General features: G+C 62.4%; 20 protein-coding genes. 13 read left to right on the top strand and 7 right to left on the bottom strand.

From position 1 onward, the window contains the following. From VFE81_RS09700 to VFE81_RS09685, 4 genes are all read left to right on the top strand, one after another. On the top strand, positions 1-313 hold a 313-nt coding region (locus VFE81_RS09700; RefSeq protein WP_325044387.1), incomplete at its 5' end, for a hypothetical protein. Positions 314-566: 253 nt separating this feature from the next. Continuing rightward, positions 567-1,862 (top strand): class I SAM-dependent RNA methyltransferase, encoded by a 1,296-nt coding sequence (locus VFE81_RS09695; RefSeq protein ID WP_325044386.1) that lies wholly within the window; start codon positions 567-569, stop codon positions 1,860-1,862. Positions 1,863-2,068: 206 nt separating this feature from the next. Continuing rightward, on the top strand, positions 2,069-2,452 hold the full coding sequence (locus VFE81_RS09690; RefSeq protein WP_325044385.1) for a VOC family protein: 384 nt from the start codon (positions 2,069-2,071) through the stop codon (positions 2,450-2,452). A gap of 66 nt (positions 2,453-2,518) precedes the next feature. After that, on the top strand, positions 2,519-3,259 hold the full coding sequence (locus VFE81_RS09685; protein WP_325044384.1) for a YafY family protein: 741 nt from the start codon (positions 2,519-2,521) through the stop codon (positions 3,257-3,259). Between the two features lie 73 nt (positions 3,260-3,332). Here VFE81_RS09685 and VFE81_RS09680 read toward each other — a convergent pair whose 3' ends face one another. The 3 genes from VFE81_RS09680 to VFE81_RS09670 all read right to left on the bottom strand — a co-directional run bounded on the left by VFE81_RS09680 (position 3,333) and on the right by VFE81_RS09670 (position 6,368). After that, positions 3,333-4,787: an NAD(P)(+) transhydrogenase (Re/Si-specific) subunit beta gene (locus VFE81_RS09680; protein ID WP_325044383.1), complete on the bottom strand. Its 1,455-nt coding sequence runs from the start codon at positions 4,785-4,787 to the stop codon at positions 3,333-3,335. Beyond that, positions 4,787-5,119 (bottom strand): NAD(P) transhydrogenase subunit alpha, encoded by a 333-nt coding sequence (locus VFE81_RS09675; RefSeq protein ID WP_325044382.1) that lies wholly within the window; start codon positions 5,117-5,119, stop codon positions 4,787-4,789. Before VFE81_RS09675 ends, VFE81_RS09680 begins: the two co-directional genes overlap by 1 nt. A 97-nt stretch (positions 5,120-5,216) precedes the next feature. After that, positions 5,217-6,368: a Re/Si-specific NAD(P)(+) transhydrogenase subunit alpha gene (locus VFE81_RS09670; protein WP_325044381.1), complete on the bottom strand. Its 1,152-nt coding sequence runs from the start codon at positions 6,366-6,368 to the stop codon at positions 5,217-5,219. 246 nt (positions 6,369-6,614) lie between these two features. Between VFE81_RS09670 and VFE81_RS09665 the strand changes: the two genes are divergently transcribed. From VFE81_RS09665 to VFE81_RS09625, 9 genes are all read left to right on the top strand, one after another. Then, complete coding sequence (locus tag VFE81_RS09665) at positions 6,615-7,097, top strand: NUDIX hydrolase (RefSeq protein WP_325044380.1); 483 nt, start codon at positions 6,615-6,617, stop codon at positions 7,095-7,097. A 124-nt stretch (positions 7,098-7,221) separates the two neighbouring features. Then, the gene (mnmA, locus tag VFE81_RS09660) at positions 7,222-8,403 is read left to right on the top strand and encodes a tRNA 2-thiouridine(34) synthase MnmA (RefSeq protein ID WP_325044379.1); all 1,182 of its coding nucleotides are present in this window, start codon (positions 7,222-7,224) and stop codon (positions 8,401-8,403) included. Positions 8,404-8,628: 225 nt separating this feature from the next. Next, a complete protein-coding gene (locus VFE81_RS09655) occupies positions 8,629-10,239 on the top strand; it encodes an FMN-binding glutamate synthase family protein (protein ID WP_325044378.1) in 1,611 nt (536 codons plus the stop codon). 161 nt (positions 10,240-10,400) lie between these two features. Next, entirely contained in the window at positions 10,401-11,246 is an 846-nt protein-coding gene (locus tag VFE81_RS09650) for an FkbM family methyltransferase (RefSeq protein ID WP_325044377.1), read from the top strand. Between the two features lie 205 nt (positions 11,247-11,451). After that, entirely contained in the window at positions 11,452-12,459 is a 1,008-nt protein-coding gene (glyQ, locus tag VFE81_RS09645; protein ID WP_325044376.1) for a glycine--tRNA ligase subunit alpha, read from the top strand. Between the two features lie 15 nt (positions 12,460-12,474). Beyond that, entirely contained in the window at positions 12,475-14,574 is a 2,100-nt protein-coding gene (gene glyS / locus VFE81_RS09640) for a glycine--tRNA ligase subunit beta (protein ID WP_325044375.1), read from the top strand. Between the two features lie 17 nt (positions 14,575-14,591). Next, complete coding sequence (gene gmhB, locus VFE81_RS09635) at positions 14,592-15,146, top strand: D-glycero-beta-D-manno-heptose 1,7-bisphosphate 7-phosphatase (RefSeq protein WP_325044374.1); 555 nt, start codon at positions 14,592-14,594, stop codon at positions 15,144-15,146. A gap of 40 nt (positions 15,147-15,186) precedes the next feature. Further along, positions 15,187-15,945, top strand: coding sequence for a lysophospholipid acyltransferase family protein (locus VFE81_RS09630; RefSeq protein ID WP_325044373.1), 759 nt, complete (start codon positions 15,187-15,189; stop codon positions 15,943-15,945). Positions 15,946-15,989: 44 nt separating this feature from the next. Continuing rightward, the gene (locus VFE81_RS09625) at positions 15,990-16,880 is read left to right on the top strand and encodes a SprT family zinc-dependent metalloprotease (RefSeq protein WP_325044372.1); all 891 of its coding nucleotides are present in this window, start codon (positions 15,990-15,992) and stop codon (positions 16,878-16,880) included. Between the two features lie 105 nt (positions 16,881-16,985). Here VFE81_RS09625 and VFE81_RS09620 read toward each other — a convergent pair whose 3' ends face one another. From VFE81_RS09620 to VFE81_RS09605, 4 genes are all read right to left on the bottom strand, one after another. Continuing rightward, positions 16,986-17,384 (bottom strand): hypothetical protein, encoded by a 399-nt coding sequence (locus tag VFE81_RS09620; protein ID WP_325044371.1) that lies wholly within the window; start codon positions 17,382-17,384, stop codon positions 16,986-16,988. Between the two features lie 26 nt (positions 17,385-17,410). Beyond that, positions 17,411-17,797, bottom strand: coding sequence for a lactoylglutathione lyase (gloA, locus tag VFE81_RS09615; RefSeq protein ID WP_325044370.1), 387 nt, complete (start codon positions 17,795-17,797; stop codon positions 17,411-17,413). 102 nt (positions 17,798-17,899) lie between these two features. Further along, a complete protein-coding gene (locus VFE81_RS09610; protein WP_325044369.1) occupies positions 17,900-19,552 on the bottom strand; it encodes a long-chain-fatty-acid--CoA ligase in 1,653 nt (550 codons plus the stop codon). Positions 19,553-19,635: 83 nt separating this feature from the next. Next, positions 19,636-21,456: an alkyl sulfatase dimerization domain-containing protein gene (locus tag VFE81_RS09605; RefSeq protein WP_325044368.1), complete on the bottom strand. Its 1,821-nt coding sequence runs from the start codon at positions 21,454-21,456 to the stop codon at positions 19,636-19,638. Positions 21,457-21,651 lie beyond the last annotated feature (195 nt).

Here is a 21,651-nt window from a genome sequence, read left to right as displayed (position 1 = left end):
TGGGTCGATAGACCCGCTTACAAGGCCCTCAGGGCAAGAAAATCGAACCAATCGCGTCGCTGATCTCGCATTCCAAAATTCAGCAGCAAACCGTCGGCGAAAACGGCGACTTCTTCAGCGTAGCCTTAGCCTCGGCAGCATGGCGATCCTCAACGTGGCCGTGAGTTTCGCGCTCGCCTTCTACATGGCGGTGAAATCGCGCGACTTGCGGCGCAACGCGGTGCGCTCGCTGCGTGGCGCGATCTGGCAACGGGTATTCCGGCATCCGCTGGAACTGGTATGGCCGGCCAAAACGGCGCCTCAGGGCAAGTGAAGCCCGCGGCGCGGCGGCCGCCTTGCTTCCACGTCCTGCCAGGCTGTGGGGATGGTGGTACGGGGCGATGGTACGGGGGCGGTGGGGCGGCCCGCGCTCGATACTCGGCCCCGAGGGGGCAGCACGAGCCGGCCGACGGCAGCCCCAAGCGCCTGCTGCCGCCTCCCTGACCGGCATCGCCACGGGATCGTAGATGGGCCGCGCCCCCGACCGCGTACAATAGCGCCTTATCTAACGCCTTCCGGCAACCTCAATGTCCTTCGATTTCTTCCTTCCCTGTCCGCGCGGTCTTGAAGCCTCGCTCGCCACCGAGCTCGCCGAAATTGCCGCGAAGCACCTGAACGGCGCGCCGTTCACAGCCGGCGCGCAAGTGCCCGGCGGCGTGCATTTCCGCGGCGGCTGGGCCGCCGGCATGGCCGCCAACCTGCATTCGCGTCTCGCGAGCCGCGTGATGCTGAAAATCGCGCATCGGCCATATCGCAGCGAGCAGGACATCTACGCGCTCGCGCTCGAACAGCGTTGGGAGCAGTGGTTCTCGGCGAACGAAACGCTGCGGGTGGACGTCACCGCGATCAAGTCGCCGCTGCGCAGCCTCGAATTCACCACGCTGCGTGTCAAGGACGCAATCTGCGACCGTCTGCGTGAAGTAAGCGGCGCGCGTCCGAGCATCGACACCGCCATGCCCGACGTGCGCGTGTTCGCGTTCCTCACCGCCACCGATTGCACGCTCTACCTCGACACCTCCGGCGATCCGCTCTTCAAGCGCGGCTGGCGCCTCGACAAGGGTGCGGCACCGCTGCGCGAGAACCTCGCGGCAGGCATCCTGCGTCTGACCGGCTGGACCGCCGGCACGCCGCTATACGACCCGATGTGCGGTAGTGGCACCTTCCTCGCGGAAGCCGCGCAAGTGGCGCTGAATATCGCACCGGGCGCAGAACGCAGCTTCGGCTTCGAGAAGCTCAAGCAATTCGAAGCCAAGACCTGGCAAACGCTGAAAGCCGCCGCGCTCGACGCAAAGCACGCCGCACGCAATTCGCGCGCTGATCTGCAGATATTCGGCAGCGATATTTCCGGCGACATGCTCGACAAGGCGCGTGCGAACTTCCAGCGCGCCGGTTTGCCGTCGATCCCGCTCAAGCAGGTCGATGCGCGCGGAATGACAGCGCCGTCTGCTAATGCGGGCATCCTGGTCGCCAATCCGCCGTACGGCGAGCGGATCGAAGTGCGCGGCCGCAACGCGCGGGGCGAAATCCGCGAAGGCCGCGCCACGCGTGAAGGCCGCGACGACGAGAGCTTCCACCGGGCTCAGGAAGAAGCGCCAGACAGCGAATTTTTCCAGTCACTCGGCGATGCGCTGAAGCAGCGCTTCACCGGCTGGCACGCGTTCATCCTGACGTCGGATCGCAAACTGCCGGGCCAGTTGCGCCTGCGCGAATCGACCAAGACGCCGCTCTTCAACGGCGCGCTCGAATGCCGGCTGTTCCGCTTCGACCTGATCGCGGGCAGCGTTCGTCAGCGGCCGCAGAACAACGACACGCCAGCAGCTTAAGCCAGCGCAGAGCAGCATCGAAAAAACCGCGGATCCAGGTCCGCGGTTTTTTTTCACCGGCGCCCGTGCGCACCCATCCCCCGCCACACCCTTTTCCCCCATCCGCCAACCCCTACTGACACTACGCTGTCAGTAGCCCCCACGCACACTCCTTCTCACGCCATCCGGCGCTTTGCACGGCTTACCGCCATCCACAGGAGAGTGTCATGTCCGCATCATCCAAAGTTGTTGCATGGTTCGAGATCCCGTCCGTCGATTTCGAACGCGCTGTCCGCTTTTACGAAACCGCGCTCGACGTCAAACTGAATCGTCAGGAAGTCGGCGGCCAGCCCATCGCTATCTTCGGCTACGAGGAACCGACCACCGGTGGCGCGATCGTCCATAGCCCGTCGATGAAGCCGACCAACGACGGCGTGCTCGTCTATCTGAACGCGCAGCCCAACGTGGACGCTGTGCTTGCCCGCGTCGAACAGGCCGGCGGCAAGACCGATGGTCCGGTGATCAAGCTGCCGCAAGACATCGGCTACATCGCGTTCTTTACCGACACGGAAGGCAACCGCCTCGGCCTGCACTCGCGGACCAACGGTTAACGCGCGACGCGGCGTACAAGCGCGGCGGCCGGGCGGCACCGCGCGGAACGCTGACCGGAGCACGGCATGCGGCGCTATCATCGCGGGACTGTCCCCGTCCTTTTCTACAAGACGCCCACGATGACGCGCCGCGCCGACCGCCTGTTCCAGATCGCCGAACTGTTACGCGGACGGCGTCTGACCACCGCGCAACAACTCGCCGACTGGCTGAATATCTCCCTGCGCACCGTCTATCGCGACGTGCGCGATCTGCAACTATCAGGCGTGCCAATCGAAGGCGAAGCAGGCATCGGCTATCGGTTGAGCCGTTCGGCGAGCCTGCCGCCGCTCACTTTCACCGCCGATGAACTGGCCGCGCTCGCAGCGGGCGCGCGGATGCTCGAATCGTGGGGCGGCGCCGGCTTCGCGAGCGGCGCGCGCGGTGCGTTGGCGAAGATCGCGTCGGCGATGCCCGCCGACAAGCGCGCAACGCTCGAACGTCTGGCGATCTTCGCGCCGTCGTTTCACATCAAGGCGGATTTTTCGGTGAAGGTGGACGCGCTGCATCGGGCGATCGACGCGCGTCAGGTGGTGAGCTTTGCCTATACCGATGCGCAGGGCGCCGCGACCGAGCGGCGCGTGTGGCCGCTTGCACTGGCTTATTGGGGCGCGCGCTGGACGCTCGGCGCGTGGTGCGAATTGCGAAGCGATTTCCGCAATTTCGGGCTGGAGAAAATCCAGAATCTTCAGGCGCTCGAACCGTATCCGGATCAGGAAGGCAAACGGCTGGCGGATTGGCTGCGGCACGTGAATGCGAAGCCGCGGTAAAGATGCGGATGCGAATGCATGACCGACGGTTCGCCGCCCGCCTCCAAGGCAAGCCGCGAACCTCCAAGGCGCGCTACTCCACCGCCTTCACCATCTCCTCGATCACCTTCTTCGCGTCGCCGAACACCATCATCGTCTTGTCCATGTAGAACAGGTCGTTGTCGAGACCGGCGTAGCCCGCTGCCATCGAACGTTTGTTCACGATGACCGTGCGCGCCTTGTAAGCCTCAATGATCGGCATGCCCGCGATCGGCGACTTCGGATCGTTCTTCGCCGCCGGATTCACCACGTCGTTCGCACCGAGCACCAGCACCACGTCGACCTGACCGAACTCGCCGTTGATGTCGTCCATTTCGTAGACCATGTCGTAGGGCACTTCGGCTTCGGCGAGCAGCACATTCATGTGACCCGGCATCCGTCCGGCCACCGGGTGAATCGCATACTTCACCTCGATGCCCTTCTCGACCAGCTTGTCGGTCAGCTCCTTCAACGCATGCTGGGCACGCGCCACTGCCAGCCCGTAACCCGGCACGATCACCACGGTTTCAGCATTGCCGAGCATGAACGCCGCATCGTCGGCCGAACCGGATTTCACCGGACGCTGCTCCGCCGACCCACCCACCGCAGCCGCACCCGCCTCATTACCGAAGCCGCCGAGAATCACGTTGAAGAACGAACGGTTCATCGCGCGGCACATGATGTACGACAGAATCGCACCGGATGAGCCGACCAGCGAGCCCGCAATGATCAGCATCGGATTGTTCAGCGAGAAGCCGATCCCCGCCGCCGCCCAACCCGAATACGAGTTGAGCATCGACACGACCACCGGCATGTCCGCGCCACCTATCGGAATGATGATCAGCACGCCGAGCACGAACGCGATCAGCGTCATGATGATGAACGGCAGCCACGATTGCGTGAGGAAGAAGATCACGCCGAAGCCGAGCATCCCGAGCGCGAGGAACAGGTTGATCAGGTGCTGCCCCGTATAGACCACCGGTGCGCCCTGGAACAGGCGGAACTTGTATTTGCCCGACAGCTTGCCGAATGCGATCACCGAACCGGAGAACGTGATCGCGCCGACGAACGTGCCGATGAACAGCTCGACGCGATTGCCGTACGGCAGGAAGCCCGGAATCGCATTCTCCGGATCGACAAGACCGAAGGCGGACGGCTCCGACACGACCGCATACGCAATACACACAGCAGCGAGACCGATCAGCGAGTGCATCGCCGCGACCAGTTCCGGCATCTTGGTCATTTCGACGCGCGCCGCGACGAACGCACCGATCGCGCCGCCGATCACGAGCGCGACCAGCAGCAGGCCGAGCCCGAGGCCAAGATTCGAGCCGAGCGCGTTAGCCTGTTTGACGATCAGTGCGATAGTGGTGAGGATCGCAATCGCCATCCCGACCATGCCGAAGGTATTGCCGATACGCGCCGTCTTCGGATTCGACAGCCCTTTGAGCGCCTGAATGAAGCAGACTGACGCGACCAGATAAAGCAGCGTGACGACGTTCAGACTCATTACGCGTTCTCCCTGGTCGTCTTGTTCGTGGTTAGCTTCTTCGGCTCTTTTTTGCGGAACATCTCCAGCATTCGCCTCGTGACGAGAAAGCCGCCGAACACGTTCACCGCTGCAAGCGCAACGGCCAGTGTGCCGAAGAACTTGCCGGTGTCGCCCACGGTGAGACCTGCTGCGAGCATTGCGCCGACGATCACAATCGCCGAGATCGCATTGGTCACCGCCATTAGCGGCGTGTGCAGCGCAGGCGTGACGTTCCAGACGACGTGGTAGCCGACGTAGATCGCCAGCACGAAGATGATCAGGTTGATGACGGTGTGGTTGATGACTTCCATCGCCGTTCTCCTATGTATTGATTCGATGTCGGCCAGAGTTAGCGCTTTAGCTGTCGATCAGAGTTAGCGCTTACTCTAGTCCCATGCAATTAATTGCTCAGGTCTTGCGCGTGACTTCGCCGTCACGGGCCAGCAGCGTGGCCGCGACGATATCGTCCGCGAGATCGATGTTCAGGGCGCCTTCCTTGGTGATGATCAGCTTGAGGAAGTCGAGCAGGTTGCGTGCGTATAGGGACGACGCGTCGGCGGGCACCATCGAGGCCAGATTCGTATAACCGACGATCTGCACACCGTGTTTGATCACGACCTTGTCGGCCTCGGTCAGCGGACAGTTGCCGCCGCGCTGGCCTTCGCTACCGTCAACCCCGGCGCCACGTCCAGCGGCGAGGTCCACCAGTACCGAACCCGGTTTCATCGCCTGCACGGTGTCGACGGAGATCAGCGTCGGCGCGGCCCGGCCGGGAATCAACGCGGTGGAGATGACGATATCCGCCTGTTTCGCCCGCTCGTGAACCAGTGCCGACTGACGTGTCAGCCACGAAGGCGGCATCGGCCGTGCATAACCGCCGACGCCCTGCGCGGCTTCGCGTTCCTCGTCGGTTTCATACGGGACATCGAGAAACTTGGCGCCGAGCGATTCGATCTGCTCTTTGACCGCCGGACGCACGTCGGACGCTTCGATCACCGCGCCGAGACGCTTGGCGGTTGCAATCGCCTGCAGACCGGCCACGCCCGCGCCGAGAATCAGCACGCGCGCCGCTTTCACGGTACCGGCTGCCGTCATCAGCATTGGCATGAAGCGGGGGTAAAGCGTGGCGGCCAGCAGCACCGCCTTGTACCCAGCGATGTTCGCCTGCGACGACAGCACGTCGAGACTCTGCGCACGCGTGGTACGCGGCGCGGCCTCCAAAGCGAATGCGGTCACGCCCGCTGCGGCGAGCTTTGATGAGTTTTCGGTATTAAAAGGATCGAGCATGCCGACCAGCGTCGCGCCGCGTTTGAGCAGCGGCAATTCGGCATCGGTCGGGGACTGCACCTTAAGGACGAGATCGGCGCCAAAAGCAGTGGCCCCGTCGACGATTTCCGCGCCGGCGGCTGTAAAGGCATCGTCAGGGAAGCTCGCGCCGGTGCCGGCGCCGCTCTGGATCGTGACCCGGTGGCCCTGGGTCACGTACTTCCTGACCGTTTCGGGCGTCGCGGCGACGCGAGTTTCGTGCGCGCGCGTCTCAGCTGGCACTCCGATGTACATCGTTGTTCCTCCTCGACTTCCTGTTTTACGACAGATGCGCCGACGAGGCACGCCGGCTTGCAAGTGCAACGGCTAACGCGTCACTTTAACCGAAACCTGGGGGTGCACCGAAATCGGGGACAATCCGGGGGTCTTGGCCCAGCAAGGGCACCTTGCCGGCCGCCGGCCCGGCCCGCGGTTGGCCGGTACGTCCGCTGCCGCCCGCTTCCCGGCAGCCCAGGCCCATAAACGGTAAAATGCGCACCCATGAAACCGGAATCCTGGCTGCCGCACGTCACCGTTGCGGCCATCGTCGAGCGTGACGGGCGTTTTCTCGTGGTCGAGGAACATACCGCCGACGGCCTGCGCCTGAACCAGCCCGCCGGCCATCTGGAGGCGGGCGAAACGCTTCTGGAAGCGGTCATCCGCGAAACGCTCGAGGAAACCGCGCATCCGTTCACGCCCGAGGCGCTGGTCGGCATGTATATGGCGCATTTCGAGCGGCCCGGCAGTGAGGGCGTGACGTATTTGCGCTTCACCTATTGCGGCACGAACGGCGAAGCGGACGCGGAACGCACGCTCGATCCGGACATCGTCCGCACACTGTGGATGAGCGCCGACGAATTGCGCGCCTGCCCCGAACGGCATCGCACGCCGCTCGTCATGCAATGTCTCGACGATTACCTCGCGGGGCGGCGTTTCCCGCTCGACTTCGTGCACACGCATTCGGTCGGGCATAAGCGGACGTAAGCTGGCCTAGCCAGGCCTAACCAGTCGTAAACGGGCCTGATCCGTCACGAGCGGGCAACAGGCGACCGGCAGCACGGTCAACCCACGATCAATGAAGTCATGCAGTACCCAGTGTGAGCACCTTATGAGCAAGCAGAAAGTCGTAGTAGGCATGTCGGGCGGCGTCGATTCGTCGGTTACCGCGTGGCTGCTGAAGGAACAGGGCTACGACGTGGTCGGCCTGTTCATGAAAAACTGGGAAGACGATGACGACAGCGAGTACTGCTCGACGCGGCAGGACTGGATCGACGTCGTCTCGGTGGCGGATCTGATCGGCATCGACGTCGAAGCGGTCAACTTCGCCGCCGAATACAAAGACCGCGTGTTCGCCGAATTCCTGCGCGAATACTCGGCCGGCCGCACGCCGAATCCGGACGTGCTGTGCAATGCAGAAATCAAGTTCAAGGCCTTCCTCGATCATGCAATGTCGCTGGGCGCGGAAACCATCGCGACCGGCCACTATGCCCGCGTGCGCAAGAACAACGGCCGCTTCGAACTGCTGAAGGCCTTCGATCATACGAAGGATCAGTCGTACTTCCTGCATCGGTTGAACCAGGCGCAGTTGTCGAAGACGCTGTTTCCTTTGGGTGAGATTCCGAAAACCAAAGTCCGCGAGATCGCCGAGCAGATCGCGCTGCCGAATGCGAAGAAGAAAGATTCGACCGGCATCTGCTTCATCGGCGAACGGCCGTTTCGCGACTTCCTGAACCGCTATCTGCCGACCAAACCCGGTCCGATGAAGACCACTGAGGGCAAAGTGGTCGGCGAACACATCGGCCTCGCGTTCTACACGTTCGGGCAGCGCAAGGGCATCGGCCTGGGCGGCAGCAAGGACGGCAGCGGCGAGCCGTGGTTCGTCGCCGGCAAGGATATTGCGTCGAACACGCTGTATGTCGCGCAAGGCCACGACCATCCGTGGCTGCTGAGCCATACGTTGAGCGCGGGCAATACGAGCTGGGTGGCGGGTGAACCCCCGGTCGATGGTTTTGCCTGCGGCGCGAAAACCCGTTACCGGCAAGCGGATGCACCGTGCACGTTCAGTGCGACTGCAAGTGCGGCTGCAAGTGCGGCGGCCAGTGAGACAGGTGTCGGCGAAGGCCTTTTCGGGCTGAATTTCGACGACGCCCAATGGGCTGTCACACCAGGGCAATCTGCGGTGCTCTACGATGGCGACGTGTGCCTCGGCGGCGGCATCATCGAACACGCGGTAACCGGGCAGCCAACACTGCGTCAGCCGCAAAAAGCAGCGCTGCTAACCGCCCGTTGAGCCATGAGTTTTATCAGTGCGGCAACGCCTGGCGCCGCCGCACACTTCACCTTCATGCCTCAACTTCAAGCTTCAGACTTCACGCTTCACCCACGTGTTTCATCTTCGAGCGGCAGCTAGCTTCACTATAAAAAGCAGGTGTTCGTTTCCCTTCGCGGCGGATTCCGTCTGCGCCGACAGCGTCGACGATCCCTCCGCGACGATCCTCACTGCACTGGAGTCCCCATGTTTTCTCGACGTTATCTGGCGATGTGGTGCACAGTCGTGCTGCTCGCTGTCTGTGTTCTGCTTGCCGCCACGCATCACCTTTCGTGGTTCTGGATCATCGTGCCGGTGGCGCTCGTCGCGCTCGGCCTGTTCGACCTGACGCAGCAGCACCACGCGATTCTGCGCAACTATCCGCTGTGGGGCCACTTCCGCTTCCTGTTCGAATTCATCCGCCCGGAAATCCGCCAGTATTTCGTCGAAGACGATACCGACGAGAAGCCGTTCTCGCGCGCGCAACGCAGCATCGTCTATCAGCGCGCGAAGAACGACGTGGACAGCCGTCCGTACGGCACCGAACTCGACGTCAAAGCCGTCGCGCACGAATGGATCAGCCATTCGCTCGCGCCGACCACGCTCGATAACCATGACTTCCGTATCGTCGTCGGCCCGGACCGCGCGCAGCCCTACTCGATGTCGATCTTCAACGTCTCCGCGATGAGTTTTGGCTCGTTGTCGGCGAACGCGATCATGGCGCTGAACCTCGGCGCGAAGAAAGGCAACTTCGCGCACGACACGGGCGAAGGCTCGATGTCGAAGTATCACCGCGAGCACGGCGGCGACATCATCTGGGAAATTGCCTCGGGCTACTTCGGCTGCCGTGACGACGACGGCACCTTCAGTGCGGAGAAGTTCGCGAAGCAGGCCGCCGAGCCGCAAGTGAAGATGATCGAGGTGAAGCTCTCGCAAGGCGCGAAGCCCGGCCACGGCGGCGTGCTACCGGCCGCGAAGATCACGCCCGAAATTGCGGAAACGCGCGGCGTGCCGATGGGCCGCGATTGCATCTCGCCCGCCACCCACTCCGAATTCTCGTCGCCGCGCGGCCTGCTTGAATTCGTCGACCGTTTGCGCACGCTGTCCGGTGGCAAGCCAACCGGGTTCAAGCTGTGCATCGGGCATCCGTGGGAATTTTTCGGCATTGCGAAGGCGATGCTGGAGACCGGAATTCTGCCGGACTTTATCGTGGTCGACGGTGCGGAAGGCGGCACGGGTGCAGCGCCACTGGAGTTCACCGATCACGTTGGCGTGCCGTTGCAGGAAGGCCTGCTGCTGGTGCACAACACGCTGGTCGGCATCGGCTTGCGGCAGCGCATCCGCATCGGCGCGAGCGGCAAGATGATTACCGCATTCGATATCACGAAGACGCTTGCGATCGGCGCGGATTGGGTGAACGCGGCGCGCGGTTTCATGTTCGCGGTCGGTTGCATTCAGGCGCAGACCTGCCACACCGGCCGCTGCCCGACGGGCGTCGCGACGCAGGATCCCGTGCGTCAGCGTGCTTTGGTGGTGCCGGACAAGGCCGACCGTGTATTCAGCTTCCATCACAACACGCTGCATGCGCTGAAGGAAATCATTCAGGCCGCGGGCCTCAAGCATCCGGCGGAACTGCGCGCGCATCACATCGTGCGGCGCGTGTCGTCGCATGAGGTGCGGTTGATGTCCGAGCTATTGAAGTATCTCGAGCCGGACGATCTGCTGAACGGCAACTATCGCTACACGCTGTACGAGAAATATTGGCCCATGGCGCAAAGCGAGTCGTTTGCGCCGAAGGTTGAACTGGCCGCAACGTAATCCAGTTGTGCCTGGCGATCGGCCCATGAACCGGTCGCCGCGGAGTCTTAGGTCCTGACGACGAGTTCTTGCAGAAAAATAAGAATCCTTGAGAGCTCGTCTTATATACAAGGACAGCGGCGAACCGTACATTTGCGTGGTCTTTTTCCCGCTCAATGTCCATGGTTACGCCTCCTCCTGCCCTGCTGCCGCTCAGCGAACACACACAACTCGTCCAGACCCGTCACGGCTGGATGCTCGCCAATCCAAACGACTTCTATCTCGGCCGCGCGCTCATCGAATACGGTGAATGCAGCGAACTCGAATCTGCCGTGTTGCGGCAGTTGCTGGTGCAGCCAGGTATCGTCGTGGAAGTTGGCGCGAATATCGGCGTGCACACGGTCATGCTGGCACGTGAGGCGCAGGCGCGCCGCCAGGTGCTCGTCGCATTCGAGCCCCAGCCGGTGATCTTTCAGAACCTGTGCGCGAATCTCGCAGCGAATGGTGTGCGTAACGTGCTGGCGTGGCCGTATGCGTGCGGGGCGACTGCGGGGACGCTGCATTTTGCGCAACCGGACTACGATGCGCCGGGCAACTTCGGCGGCGTGTCGATGCAAACGGAGGCGGCGGCGAATACGCTTCCGGTTCCGTGCGTACGGTTAGACGATGTGCTGCGCTCGCATATCGTGGGACTGCTGAAGCTGGACGTCGAAGGGTTCGAGTTGAACGCGCTGCTAGGTGCGGAGGAAACCATCGCCCGTTCGCGGCCGGTAATCTACGTGGAGAACGACCGGCTCGATCGGTCGCAGGCATTGATCGAGTGGTTGTGGTCGAAGGAATACCGGATGTGGTGGCATTTGCCGCCGTTGTTCAACTCGAGGAATTTCTTTGGGCGGACCGATAATATTTACGGCCACATAGTGTCGTGCAATATGCTCGCACTGCCGCGGGAACTGGAGATGGAGATTGACGGGTTTATCGAGGTGACGGATTCAAAAGCGCATGCGTTGATGAGTTTGAGTAGTTAGTCTATGGACTCATCCTGAGACGCAAACGACAAAGGGCCGCTTTAAGCGGCCCTTTGTCGTTTAAAGCGCGCTCCAAGTTCGTCCGACCCCGCAAAACGGACGCCCCCCTCCCTTTCCGTTAAAATCTACGGTTTAGCACTTCGCTCCACGGCCACCTCGCGCGCTCCGGCGTTTGCGGCGCGGCCCTATGCCCGAAAGGCACTTCATGCTCACGTTTCAGCAAATCATCCTGACACTGCAGTCCTACTGGGATAAGCAGGGTTGCGCGTTGCTCCAGCCGATCGACATGGAAGTCGGCGCGGGCACGTCCCACGTCCACACCTTCCTGCGCGCAATCGGTCCGGAACCGTGGCGCGCCGCCTATGTGCAGCCGTCGCGCCGTCCGAAAGACGGCCGCTACGGCGAGAACCCGAACCGTCTGCAGCATTACTACCAGTACCAGGTCGTGCTGAAGCCGGCGCCGGAAAACATCCTCGACCTGTACCTCGGCTCGCTGGAGGCCCTCGGCTTCGATCTGAAGCAGAACGACGTGCGGTTCGTCGAAGACGACTGGGAAAACCCCACGCTCGGCGCGTGGGGCCTCGGCTGGGAAGTGTGGCTGAACGGCATGGAAGTGACCCAGTTCACCTACTTCCAGGAAGTCGGCGGCCTGGATTGCAAGCCGGTGCTGGGTGAAATCACTTACGGTCTCGAACGTCTCGCGATGTATCTGCAGAAGGTCGAGAACGTCTACGACCTGGTCTGGACCGAGTGGGAAGAGCAAGGCCCGAACGGCCCGGAACTGCGCCGCCTGACGTACGGCGACGTGTACCACCAGAACGAGGTCGAACAGTCGACCTACAACTTCGAGCACGCGAACGTCGATCTGTTGTTCACGTTCTTCAACAGCTACGAAGCGGAAGCGAAGCGCATGATCGAAGCGCAGATCGCGCTGCCCGCTTATGAACTGGTGCTGAAGGCCGGCCACACGTTCAACCTGCTGGACGCCCGCGGTGCGATCTCCGTCACGGAACGTGCGGCCTACATCGGCCGGATTCGCGCGCTGTCGCGTCTGGTTGCGCAGGCTTACTACGACTCGCGCGAGAAGCTCGGTTTCCCGATGCTCGGTAATCCGGTGCACGGCGTGCCCGGCCTGACGACCGACGAACAGGATGCCGCCATGCCCGCGTGGGCGCCGCCGCTGAAAATCGAACGCAAGATCGATCCGGACTGACGAGAACACCTAGAAATGACTCAACCCCATCAAGCTACCCTGCTCGTCGAACTGCTGACCGAAGAACTGCCGCCGAAGGCGCTCGCGCGTCTCGGCGACGCCTTCGCCGAAGGTATTGCGCAGCGCCTCGCGGCGCGCGACCTGATCGAAGGCGAACTGTCGTTCGAACGTTATGCGACGCCCCGCCGCCTCGCCGTCACAATCAAGAATGTGCGTGCAGTCGCGCCGGAAAAACATGTGCGCGAAAAAGTGCTGCCGGTTTCCGTCGCGCTCGATAAAGACGGCCAGCCCACCGCACCGCTCGCCAAGAAACTGGCCGCGCTCGGTTTCCCCGATTTTTCGGTGAACGACCTGGAACGTGCGCAAGACGGTAAGGCCGAAGCCTTCTTCCTGCGCTACGCCGCGCCGGGCGCCACACTCGCCGAAGGCCTGCAAAGCGCGCTCGACGAAACGATCGCCAAGTTGCCGATCCCGAAGCCGATGACGTATCAGCGCCCGGACGGCACCAGTGTGCGGTTCGTGCGCCCGGCGCACCGTCTGACCACCTTGCACGGCGAACAGGTCGTGCCGGTCACGGCATTGGGCGTCGATGCCGACGACACCACGCTCGGCCATCGTTTCCTGTCCGAAGGCTTCGTGCAGATCCAGCACGCGGATTCGTACGCCGATACGCTGATGCACAAGGGTCGCGTGGTCGCAAATTTCGCCGACCGCAAGGAAACCATCCGCACGCATCTGCTCGCACAAGCAGAGGGCGATCAGGTCGTGATGCCGGAATCGCTGCTGGATGAAGTGAATTCGCTGGTCGAATGGCCCGTGGTCTACGCCTGCCGTTTCGAGGACGAATTCCTGCAAGTGCCGCAGGAATGCCTGATCCTGACAATGCAGACGAACCAGAAATACTTCGCGTTGACGGATGCGAACGGCAAGCTGCGCTCGCGCTTCCTGATCGTGTCGAATATCGAAACGGCCACACCGGGCGATATCGTCGAAGGTAACGAGCGCGTGGTGCGCCCGCGTCTGGCTGATGCAAAGTTCTTCTTCGAGCAGGACAAGAAGAAGCCGCTCGCCGATCGCGTGCCGCTGCTCGCCAACGTCGTGTATCACAACAAGCTGGGTTCGGCGCTGCAACGTGTCGAGCGCGTCGAAGCGCTGGCCGGCGCGATTGCCGGACTGATCGGCGCAGATGTAGCGCTCGCGAAGCGCGCCGCGCGTCTCGCCAAGGCCGATTTGATCACCGACATGGTCGGCGAATTCCCCGAGCTGCAAGGCACGATGGGCACGTACTACGCGCGCCACGACGGCGAGCCGGAAGAAGTCGCGCTGGCGTGCTCGGAACACTATCAGCCGCGCTTCTCCGGCGACGCATTGCCGACCACGGCAACTGGCACCGTCGTCGCGCTCGCCGACAAGCTCGAAACGCTGGTCGGCATCTGGGGCATCGGCCTGCAACCGACCGGCGAGAAAGACCCGTTCGCGCTGCGCCGTCACGCGCTGGGCGTGCTGCGGATCCTGGTCGAAAAGCAATTGCCGGTCGACCTGGTCGAACTGCTGCGCACCGCTTACGCGCAATTCGCCGCTGTGCCGGGCGTCGCCGATTCGACTCAGGCAATCTACGAATTCAGCATGGACCGCTTGCGTGGCCTGCTGCGCGAGCGCGGCTACGCGCCGGGTGAAATCGACGCGGTGCTGGCACTGAACCCCACGCGCCTCGACGACATCGTCGCGCGCCTGGATGCAGTGCGCGAATTCGCGGCGCTGCCGGAAGCGGCATCGCTCGCGGCAGCCAACAAGCGCATCTCGAACATCCTGAAGAAATCGGAAAGCGCTACGACCGGCGGCGTGCAGGTCACGCTGCTGATCGAAGCGGCGGAAAAAGCCTTGCACGCGCAGCTTGAACAGGTGGCGCCGCGAGTGCAATCGCAGCTTGCCGCGCGCGACTACACGGGCGCGCTGACGGCGCTCGCCGCGTTGCGCGAACCGGTCGACACATTCTTCAACGATGTGATGGTCAACGCCGAAGATCCGGCGTTGCGCGCCAACCGTCTGGCCTTGCTCGGCGCGCTGCATCAGCAGATGAATTGCGTCGCCGATATTTCCCGACTCGCCGCCTGAGCCCCCCCGCCATGCCGATGCCGACCAAAAAAGTGGTGATCCTCGACCGCGACGGCGTGATCAACGTCGATTCCGACGCGTTTATCAAGTCGCCGGACGAATGGGTTGCCCTGCCCGGTTCGCTCGAAGCAATCGCGCGGCTGAACCAGGCGGGTTATCGCGTTGCTGTGGCGACCAACCAGTCTGGCATCGGCCGTGGTCTCTTTGACATGAACGCGCTCAATGCAATGCATCTGAAAATGCATCGCATGGCGGCGGCGGTCGGCGGCCGCATCGACGCGGTATTCTTCTGCCCGCATACGGCGGAAGATCACTGCGAATGTCGCAAGCCGAAGCCCGGAATGCTGAAGATGATCGCCGAACGTTTCGAAGTCGATTCGCAGAATACGCCGGTGGTCGGCGACGCGATGCGCGACCTGCAAGCGGGCGCGTCGCTCGGACATCCGACTCATCTGGTGCTGACCGGCAAGGGCCGCAAGACGCTCCAGGCCGGCGACCTGCCCGAAGGCACGCGCGTGCACAACGACCTGCGCGCGTTCGCACTTGACTTCCTTTCCGACGCTCAAGAGTGACGCGCACCACGCGCGTCCCCCACCCTCACTGACCACGCCGATGCGCTTCATTCGTTCCTTGCTGCTGCTGATCTACTTCGTGCTCTTCACGGTGCCGTACGCGACCGCGTGCTTCATTGCGTTTCCGTTCATGCGCGCCGACAATCGCTACTGGATGGCGGCCGGCTGGTGCCGCGCCACGCTCCACACGGCGCGTTGGCTGAACGGCATCCGCTACAGGATCGAGGGCTACGAGAATCTGCCCGACGGTCCGGCCGTGCTGCTGTCGAAGCATCAATCGGCGTGGGAAACGCTGGCGTTTCCGGCGCTGATGCCGCGGCCGATGTGCTATGTGTTCAAGCGCGAGCTGCTGTACGTGCCGTTTTTTGGCTGGGCGCTGGGCATGCTGAAGATGGTTCACATCGATCGCAAGGAAGGCAAGTACGCGTTCGAGTCGGTCATCAAGCAAGGCAAAGCGCGCATGGCCGAAGGCGCCTGGGTGATCATGTTTCCGGAAGGCACGCGTACGCCGACCGGCAAGCAAGGCAAGTACAAAACCGGCGGTGCGCGTTTCGCGATTGCGACCGGCGCGCCGGTCGTGCCGATTGCGCACAACGCCGGACGTGTGTGGCCGCGCAACTCGTTTCTCAAATATGCGGGTATAGTCACAGTGTCGATCGGCAAGCCGATCGACACGACGGGGCTCACGCCCGATGAAGTGAACACGCGCGTCGAAAAGTGGATCGAAGCTGAAATGCGTCGCATCGATCCTACCGCGTACCGCGCGGCGGAAAGTACTTCCGCCGCCGCACCAATCTGACGCGCCCGCGCCCTCGAAGGCGCATTTGCGCGAAGCCGAATCCGATGCAGAAGTCTCCTACGTCGCAGCCCGCTGCGGCGCTCGATAACCGGCAACTCGATCTCCCGCTCTTCGCCGAGCCGGGGTCGACGTCGTCGTCCCCAACACCCTCCGCACCTTTGGCAGGCTCGCAGAGCGGCCAGCAACCGGCCGTGCCGCTCGCACCGGACGGCAGCAAACTGCGCAGCCTCACCATCGGTTCGCGCACGCTGCACTATGTGCTGAAGCGTTCGGCACGCCGCTCGATCGGCTTTGCGATCGACAGCACCGGCCTGATGATTACCGCACCACGCTGGGTCACGCTCGCCGATATCGAAACCGCGATCACCGAAAAGCAGCGCTGGATTTTTACAAAGCTGATCGAATGGCAAACGCGTGTCGAACAGCGCGCGTTGCCCAAGGTCGACTGGAAAGATGGTGCGGAGGTGCCGTATCTTGGCCAGCCGGTGCGCATCAAGCTCGGTTCGCCGCAAGGCACGCTCGCGTTCAGTGCAGATGAAGCCGCACTGCAAGTGCCGCTGCCGTTGCAAGCGGACCCGCAGCAGATCAAGGATCGTGTGCAAGGCTGGCTGCAAGGCGAAGCAAAACGCCTGTTCGGTGAGCGGCTCGCGATCTACGCGGAGAAGCTGGGCGTCGACTATCGCGCGTATGCGCTCTCTTCGGCGGCCACGCGTTGGGGCAGTTGTTCGAGCGACGGAAAAATCCGCCTAAACTGGCGGCTGATCCACTTTCCACTGTCGATTATCGACTACGTTGTCGCGCACGAGCTCGCGCATCTGCGCGAGATGAATCACAGTCCACGATTCTGGCAGACGGTCGAATCGATTTTTCCGGAGTTCCGCGAAGCGCGGCAGACGCTGAAGTCGCATCCGCCGGAATTGCTGCCGACGCTTTAAAGCCTTCGGGCCTTCTTCCGCCGTTCAAGACTTCGGTCTTCGGCTATAAAGCCTGGAAGCCGGCGCTTCAACTCGAAGAAGCGCCGGCCTTCCAAAACCCACCGCTCATTCCGCGCAGAAGGTTTCCTGCAGGTGACGCCACGTTACCTTGCCGTGCGCATCCAGATCCATCACTGCTGTCGAGCGCCGCACGTTCGCATTGCCCGCCTTGTCGCGCTGATACTCACGATATTTCACCACCGCGCCGGATGGATATTCGGACACGATCTCCATATCGCGGATTTCGATCTGCGAGCCCGGACGCGCGCCATTCAGCTTCGCGAAAATCTCGCGCACGCCCGCGTGGTCCAGTGCGAGACCGGACGTCATGACCAGCGTGAATTGCGGAGCGAAGCGCGCCATGATACGGTCCAGCGCGCTGTGATCCGCGGAACCGTCGAACAAAGCCTGGATTTCGACGTGGATGTCGTCAAGTTCTTTGAAGTAGGGATTGCTGTTATTCATTGCTTGTCCTCGCCCCGCCGCCTGCGTCACTTTTTCTTCTGGATGAATTCGATCTTGTAGCCGTCCGGATCCGTCACGAAAGCGATCACGGTGGTGCCGTGTTTCATCGGACCGGCTTCGCGCACAACCGTGCCGCCTTGTGCCTTGATCTTGTCGCAAGCGGCATAGGCGTCTTCGACTTCAACGGCGAGGTGCCCAAAACCGGTACCGAGGTCATACGACGGCGTCTCCCAGTTGTGCGTGAGTTCGAGGACGGTACCGTCGCGTTCGTCTTCATAGCCGACGAAAGCGAGCGTGAACTTGCCGTCCGGATAGTCATCCCGGCGCAACAATTTCATGCCGAGTATTTCGGTGTAGAAGGCAATCGAACGGTCCAGGTCGCCGACCCGGAGCATGGTGTGAAGCAGGCGCATCGTGTACTCCCTAGTGCGTGATGTCGAGAACGACAATGTACCCGGAATCACGCCGCGCTGCAGAGCGCGCCACACGCGGCGAAACGCGGGGCACGTCCGTTTTCAACCCGCGCTCTTCGCCTCGTCGCGCAATGCGCGCCGCAAAATCTTGCCGACGTTGGTCTTCGGCAGTTCGCTGCGAAACTCGATGATTTTGGGGCGCTTGTAACCCGTCAGTTGCTCCTTGCAGAATGCGAGAAGGTCCGCTTCGGTGAGCGCCGGGTCTTTCTTCACCACGTAAAGCTTCACCGCCTCGCCCGCCTCCGCGTCCGGCACGCCGACCGCCACCACTTCGAACACGCCCGGATGCTTCGCCACCACATCTTCGATTTCGTTCGGATAGACGTTGAAACCCGACACCAGAATCATGTCTTTCTTGCGATCGACGATCTTCACGAAGCCCTCTTCCGTCATCACGCCGATGTCGCCGGATTTGAAGAAGCCGTCCGGCGTCATCACCTTTGCGGTTTCATCGGGACGATTCCAGTAGCCAGCCATTACCTGTGGTCCGCGAATGCAGATTTCGCCGCGCTCGCCGAGCGGCACTTCGTTGCCGTCGTCGTCGCGAATCGAGATATCGGTGGACGGCAACGGCAAGCCAACCGTCCCGGTAAACGTAGTGGACGTCGGCAGATTGGTGGTAGCACACGGTGAGGTTTCCGAGAGCCCGTAACCCTCGACGATCGGCACGCCAGTCAGCGCCTGCCAGCGTTGTGCGACAGCCTGCTGCACAGCCATGCCGCCACCGTTCGACTGCACCAGTTTCGAGAAGTCGAGCGTTTTGAAGTCGGGTTCGTTCAGCAGCGCGTTGAACATCGTGTTCACGCCAGGGAACGAGTTGATCGCGTAGCCTTGCAGGGTCTTGATCAACCCCGGCAGATCGCGCGGATTCGGAATCAGAATGCCCATGCCGCCGCAACGCATCGTCAGCAAGCCGCAGATCGTCAGCCCGAAGATGTGATACAGCGGTAGTGCGACGACCGTGATGTACTGCTTGATGTCGGTGCGCCCGCGATAAACCGGCTCGCGCCACAACTCCGATTGCAGGACGTTGGCGATCAGATTGCCGTGCAGCAAGGTGGCGCCCTTCGAGACGCCGGTGGTGCCACCGGTGTATTGCAGCACCGCCACATCGCCGCGCGTCAGCGTAACGGGCGTGAAGCCCGCGTCCGAACCGCGCACGATCGCATCGTTCAGCGCAATGCGCGAAGGTGGTGACGCATTGTCCGCAACCTCAGGACTACCCGCACCGAGCATCTCGCCGATCGAGGTCAGCACGACATGCCTGATCGACGTACGTGCCTGGACGGCCTCGAGCGTCTTCGCGAACGGTTCGAGCAGCACGATCGCTTCCGCGCCGCTGTCGTTCAACTGATGCTCCAGTTCTCGCGGCGTGTACATCGGATTGACATTCACCAACACGTACCCGGCACGCAGGATCGCCGCCATGACCACTGGATACTGCAACACGTTCGGCAGCATCACGGCGATACGCGCGCCGCGCGCGAGACCCAGCCATTGAAACCACGCTGCAAGATCGCGCGACTTCGCATCGAGTTCGCCGTAGGTCAGTTCGCGGCCCATGCAGACGAACGCGCGATCTGCCGCGTGCGTCTGGAAGCTTTGCTCCAGCAGGTCGCCAACGGAACTGAACTGCGTAGTGTCGATCTGCGCCGGGACGCCAGGCGGATAGGACTTCAACCAGATTTTTTCCATGTCTCTTCCCTTGATTTCGCATCGCGATGCGTCGATGCACGATGTGCCGCTGCGCCGACGGGCCAATGCGAGCCGCGCTGCTTCTATCGTGTAGTCAGTGCGGGCATACGCCGGGTAGGCCGGTCGAAGCAATCGAAGAAGCTGCGCAACTGATCGACCGTGCCACGCTCCAGCATTACTGTGCCGCTCTCGAGACACTTCGGCAACTGCGTCGCCATGTTGCCCAGCATGCCGTACAAGGTGCTGGTTTCAAGCGCGAGTTGAACGTCGATCGCCGACGGTGTGCGCTCGTGAATCTGCAACACGCCGCGCCGTAGTTCGAGCGCATGCATTTCATTGCGATCCGTCACGCGGAATGCGAGGGTCATCTGCACGTCGGAGCAACGTTCCGGATCGACGTTCACGCTGAAGCGCTGGAACACATTGCGCAACGGTTGAGCACGCAACACATCCATCGAGGCGAGACTCGAACTGCCGCCAAACGGCAATTCGTCGTAAGCGTGTTCGAGTTCACGCGCGGCGCTCAGATACCAGTTGCGCCAGTTGGTGTTCACTGTGCGGTAGCCCAACTCGCGCAACGCAGTCGCCTTGATGTTGCGGGCATCGGCGTCGGTTCTATCGAGGCGCACCAGCAGCGTGGCCAGTTCCGCAGCCCACCGCCAGTCCGAGTCGCCCAACGCGATACGGGAGGCGGCGCGCACCGCCTCCACACCGCCCATCATCTGCACCATGCGCTGGGAACGTTCAGTACGCGGCAACGGATCGAGCGACGCCGGATCACCGTCGAACCAGCCCAGCTGACCGCTATATACCTGGCGTACCGAATGCTTGACCGTACCGTAGTATTCGCCGAGCCACGCATGCTCCGCGAGGTGCGGCGGCAGCGCGGGAATGGCCTCAGCAAGTTCGTCCGGGCTCAGGCCGAAGTTCATGTGGCGGATGGTCTGATCGTGGATGAACTGGATCGCGTCGCGATACACGCACAGCACCTCGGCGACGTACTGCGCGCCCGATACTGGCCGGCCATGCGCCGGCACCATATGCGCCGCGTTGAAGCCGCGCATCATGTCGATGGTCTGATACCAGCGCACCGGATCGCGGTAACGCGTGCCGCGCAGCGTATGCACATTCGCGAGACACTCACCCTGGATCACTTCCGCCGACAGCAGCACGCCGAGTTCGGGCAGCCACATGACGATTTCGTCGTCGGCTTCCGAGGGTGCGTAGCGGAACTCGAAGCGTACGCCCGCCAGCACGATGTCGAGCTTGTCGTCGAACACGCGGGTCGGTGCGAAGAAGCTCGCCGGCTCGGCAATCAGCACGGGCCCGATACCCGCGTTGACCTTGCCGGTCGCGCCGGGCGGCAGCAGCGTGCCGAAACTGTAGGCCGAACGCGTGGCGAGAATCGGCGCCACGAGGTTCGCGTTGTTGATCACGGTGTCCATCAACGAACGGTGCGCGATAATCTCGACGCTGCCGGCTTCGAGCGCGGCCTCGTCGACGAAAGCGCGCACGCCGCCAGTGTGGTCCGTATGGTTGTGCGTGTAGACCACGGCCTTGATCGGCAGCCCGGCGTGCCGCGGATCGATCGCGCAGAAATCCTCATAGATACGCTTCGCCGCGGAAACTGCCTCGGTCGCGTCGATCACCACAATGCCGTCGTCGCCCACCACGAAAATGATATTCGCGATCGCGTAGCCGACCGCGCAATACACGCGCTCAGCGACGCGATAGATGCGCTGCGCCATGCGCCGCGAGTGTTCGGTAAGACGCGGCGGCACGGTCGGCGCGGCGATGGCGAAGGCGAGATTCACACCGGCGTCGAACGCGACATCGAGCGGTTCGCCGATATGCGGCGCGTCAAAGGCGGGATTGCGGACCAGTTCGGGGCAACATGAGCTCATGCGGTGTCTCCTTGAATATTCGGCTGCGCATAGTGGGAATCGCGCTGCATCTGGGTCGGTTTCTGGTTGAATAGATCGGAATCCGGATTCCGATTTTTGGGCAAAAAAATCAGCTATCCGGCAAACCGAGACAGCGCCGCAAGCGGATTTGCAACCACGACTGCAGTTGCCGGCTGGAAAGCGATAAGGGACCGG

Origin of the sequence: Paraburkholderia sp. (assembly GCF_035656215.1) — a bacterium.
Classification (GTDB): Bacteria; Pseudomonadota; Gammaproteobacteria; order Burkholderiales; family Burkholderiaceae; genus Paraburkholderia.
This window is presented reverse-complemented; position numbering and strand designations above follow the sequence as displayed.

Bases quoted from the DNA above. Each gene is read 5' to 3' on its own strand.
- VFE81_RS09620 (WP_325044371.1), bottom strand. From the start codon at position 17,384: ATGAATAACAGCAATCCCTACTTCAAAGAACTTGACGACATCCACGTC.
- VFE81_RS09670 (WP_325044381.1), bottom strand. From the start codon at position 6,368: ATGTACATCGGAGTGCCAGCTGAGACGCGCGCGCACGAAACTCGCGTC.
- VFE81_RS09650 (WP_325044377.1), top strand. From the start codon at position 10,401: ATGGTTACGCCTCCTCCTGCCCTGCTGCCGCTCAGCGAACACACACAA.
- VFE81_RS09665 (WP_325044380.1), top strand. From the start codon at position 6,615: ATGAAACCGGAATCCTGGCTGCCGCACGTCACCGTTGCGGCCATCGTC.
- VFE81_RS09625 (WP_325044372.1), top strand. From the start codon at position 15,990: ATGCAGAAGTCTCCTACGTCGCAGCCCGCTGCGGCGCTCGATAACCGG.
- VFE81_RS09685 (WP_325044384.1), top strand. From the start codon at position 2,519: ATGCGGCGCTATCATCGCGGGACTGTCCCCGTCCTTTTCTACAAGACG.
- gloA (WP_325044370.1), bottom strand. From the start codon at position 17,797: ATGCGCCTGCTTCACACCATGCTCCGGGTCGGCGACCTGGACCGTTCG.
- glyQ (WP_325044376.1), top strand. From the start codon at position 11,452: ATGCTCACGTTTCAGCAAATCATCCTGACACTGCAGTCCTACTGGGAT.
- VFE81_RS09680 (WP_325044383.1), bottom strand. From the start codon at position 4,787: ATGAGTCTGAACGTCGTCACGCTGCTTTATCTGGTCGCGTCAGTCTGC.
- mnmA (WP_325044379.1), top strand. From the start codon at position 7,222: ATGAGCAAGCAGAAAGTCGTAGTAGGCATGTCGGGCGGCGTCGATTCG.
- gmhB (WP_325044374.1), top strand. From the start codon at position 14,592: ATGCCGACCAAAAAAGTGGTGATCCTCGACCGCGACGGCGTGATCAAC.
- VFE81_RS09690 (WP_325044385.1), top strand. From the start codon at position 2,069: ATGTCCGCATCATCCAAAGTTGTTGCATGGTTCGAGATCCCGTCCGTC.
- VFE81_RS09630 (WP_325044373.1), top strand. From the start codon at position 15,187: ATGCGCTTCATTCGTTCCTTGCTGCTGCTGATCTACTTCGTGCTCTTC.
- VFE81_RS09655 (WP_325044378.1), top strand. From the start codon at position 8,629: ATGTTTTCTCGACGTTATCTGGCGATGTGGTGCACAGTCGTGCTGCTC.
- glyS (WP_325044375.1), top strand. From the start codon at position 12,475: ATGACTCAACCCCATCAAGCTACCCTGCTCGTCGAACTGCTGACCGAA.
- VFE81_RS09695 (WP_325044386.1), top strand. From the start codon at position 567: ATGTCCTTCGATTTCTTCCTTCCCTGTCCGCGCGGTCTTGAAGCCTCG.
- VFE81_RS09605 (WP_325044368.1), bottom strand. From the start codon at position 21,456: ATGAGCTCATGTTGCCCCGAACTGGTCCGCAATCCCGCCTTTGACGCG.
- VFE81_RS09675 (WP_325044382.1), bottom strand. From the start codon at position 5,119: ATGGAAGTCATCAACCACACCGTCATCAACCTGATCATCTTCGTGCTG.
- VFE81_RS09610 (WP_325044369.1), bottom strand. From the start codon at position 19,552: ATGGAAAAAATCTGGTTGAAGTCCTATCCGCCTGGCGTCCCGGCGCAG.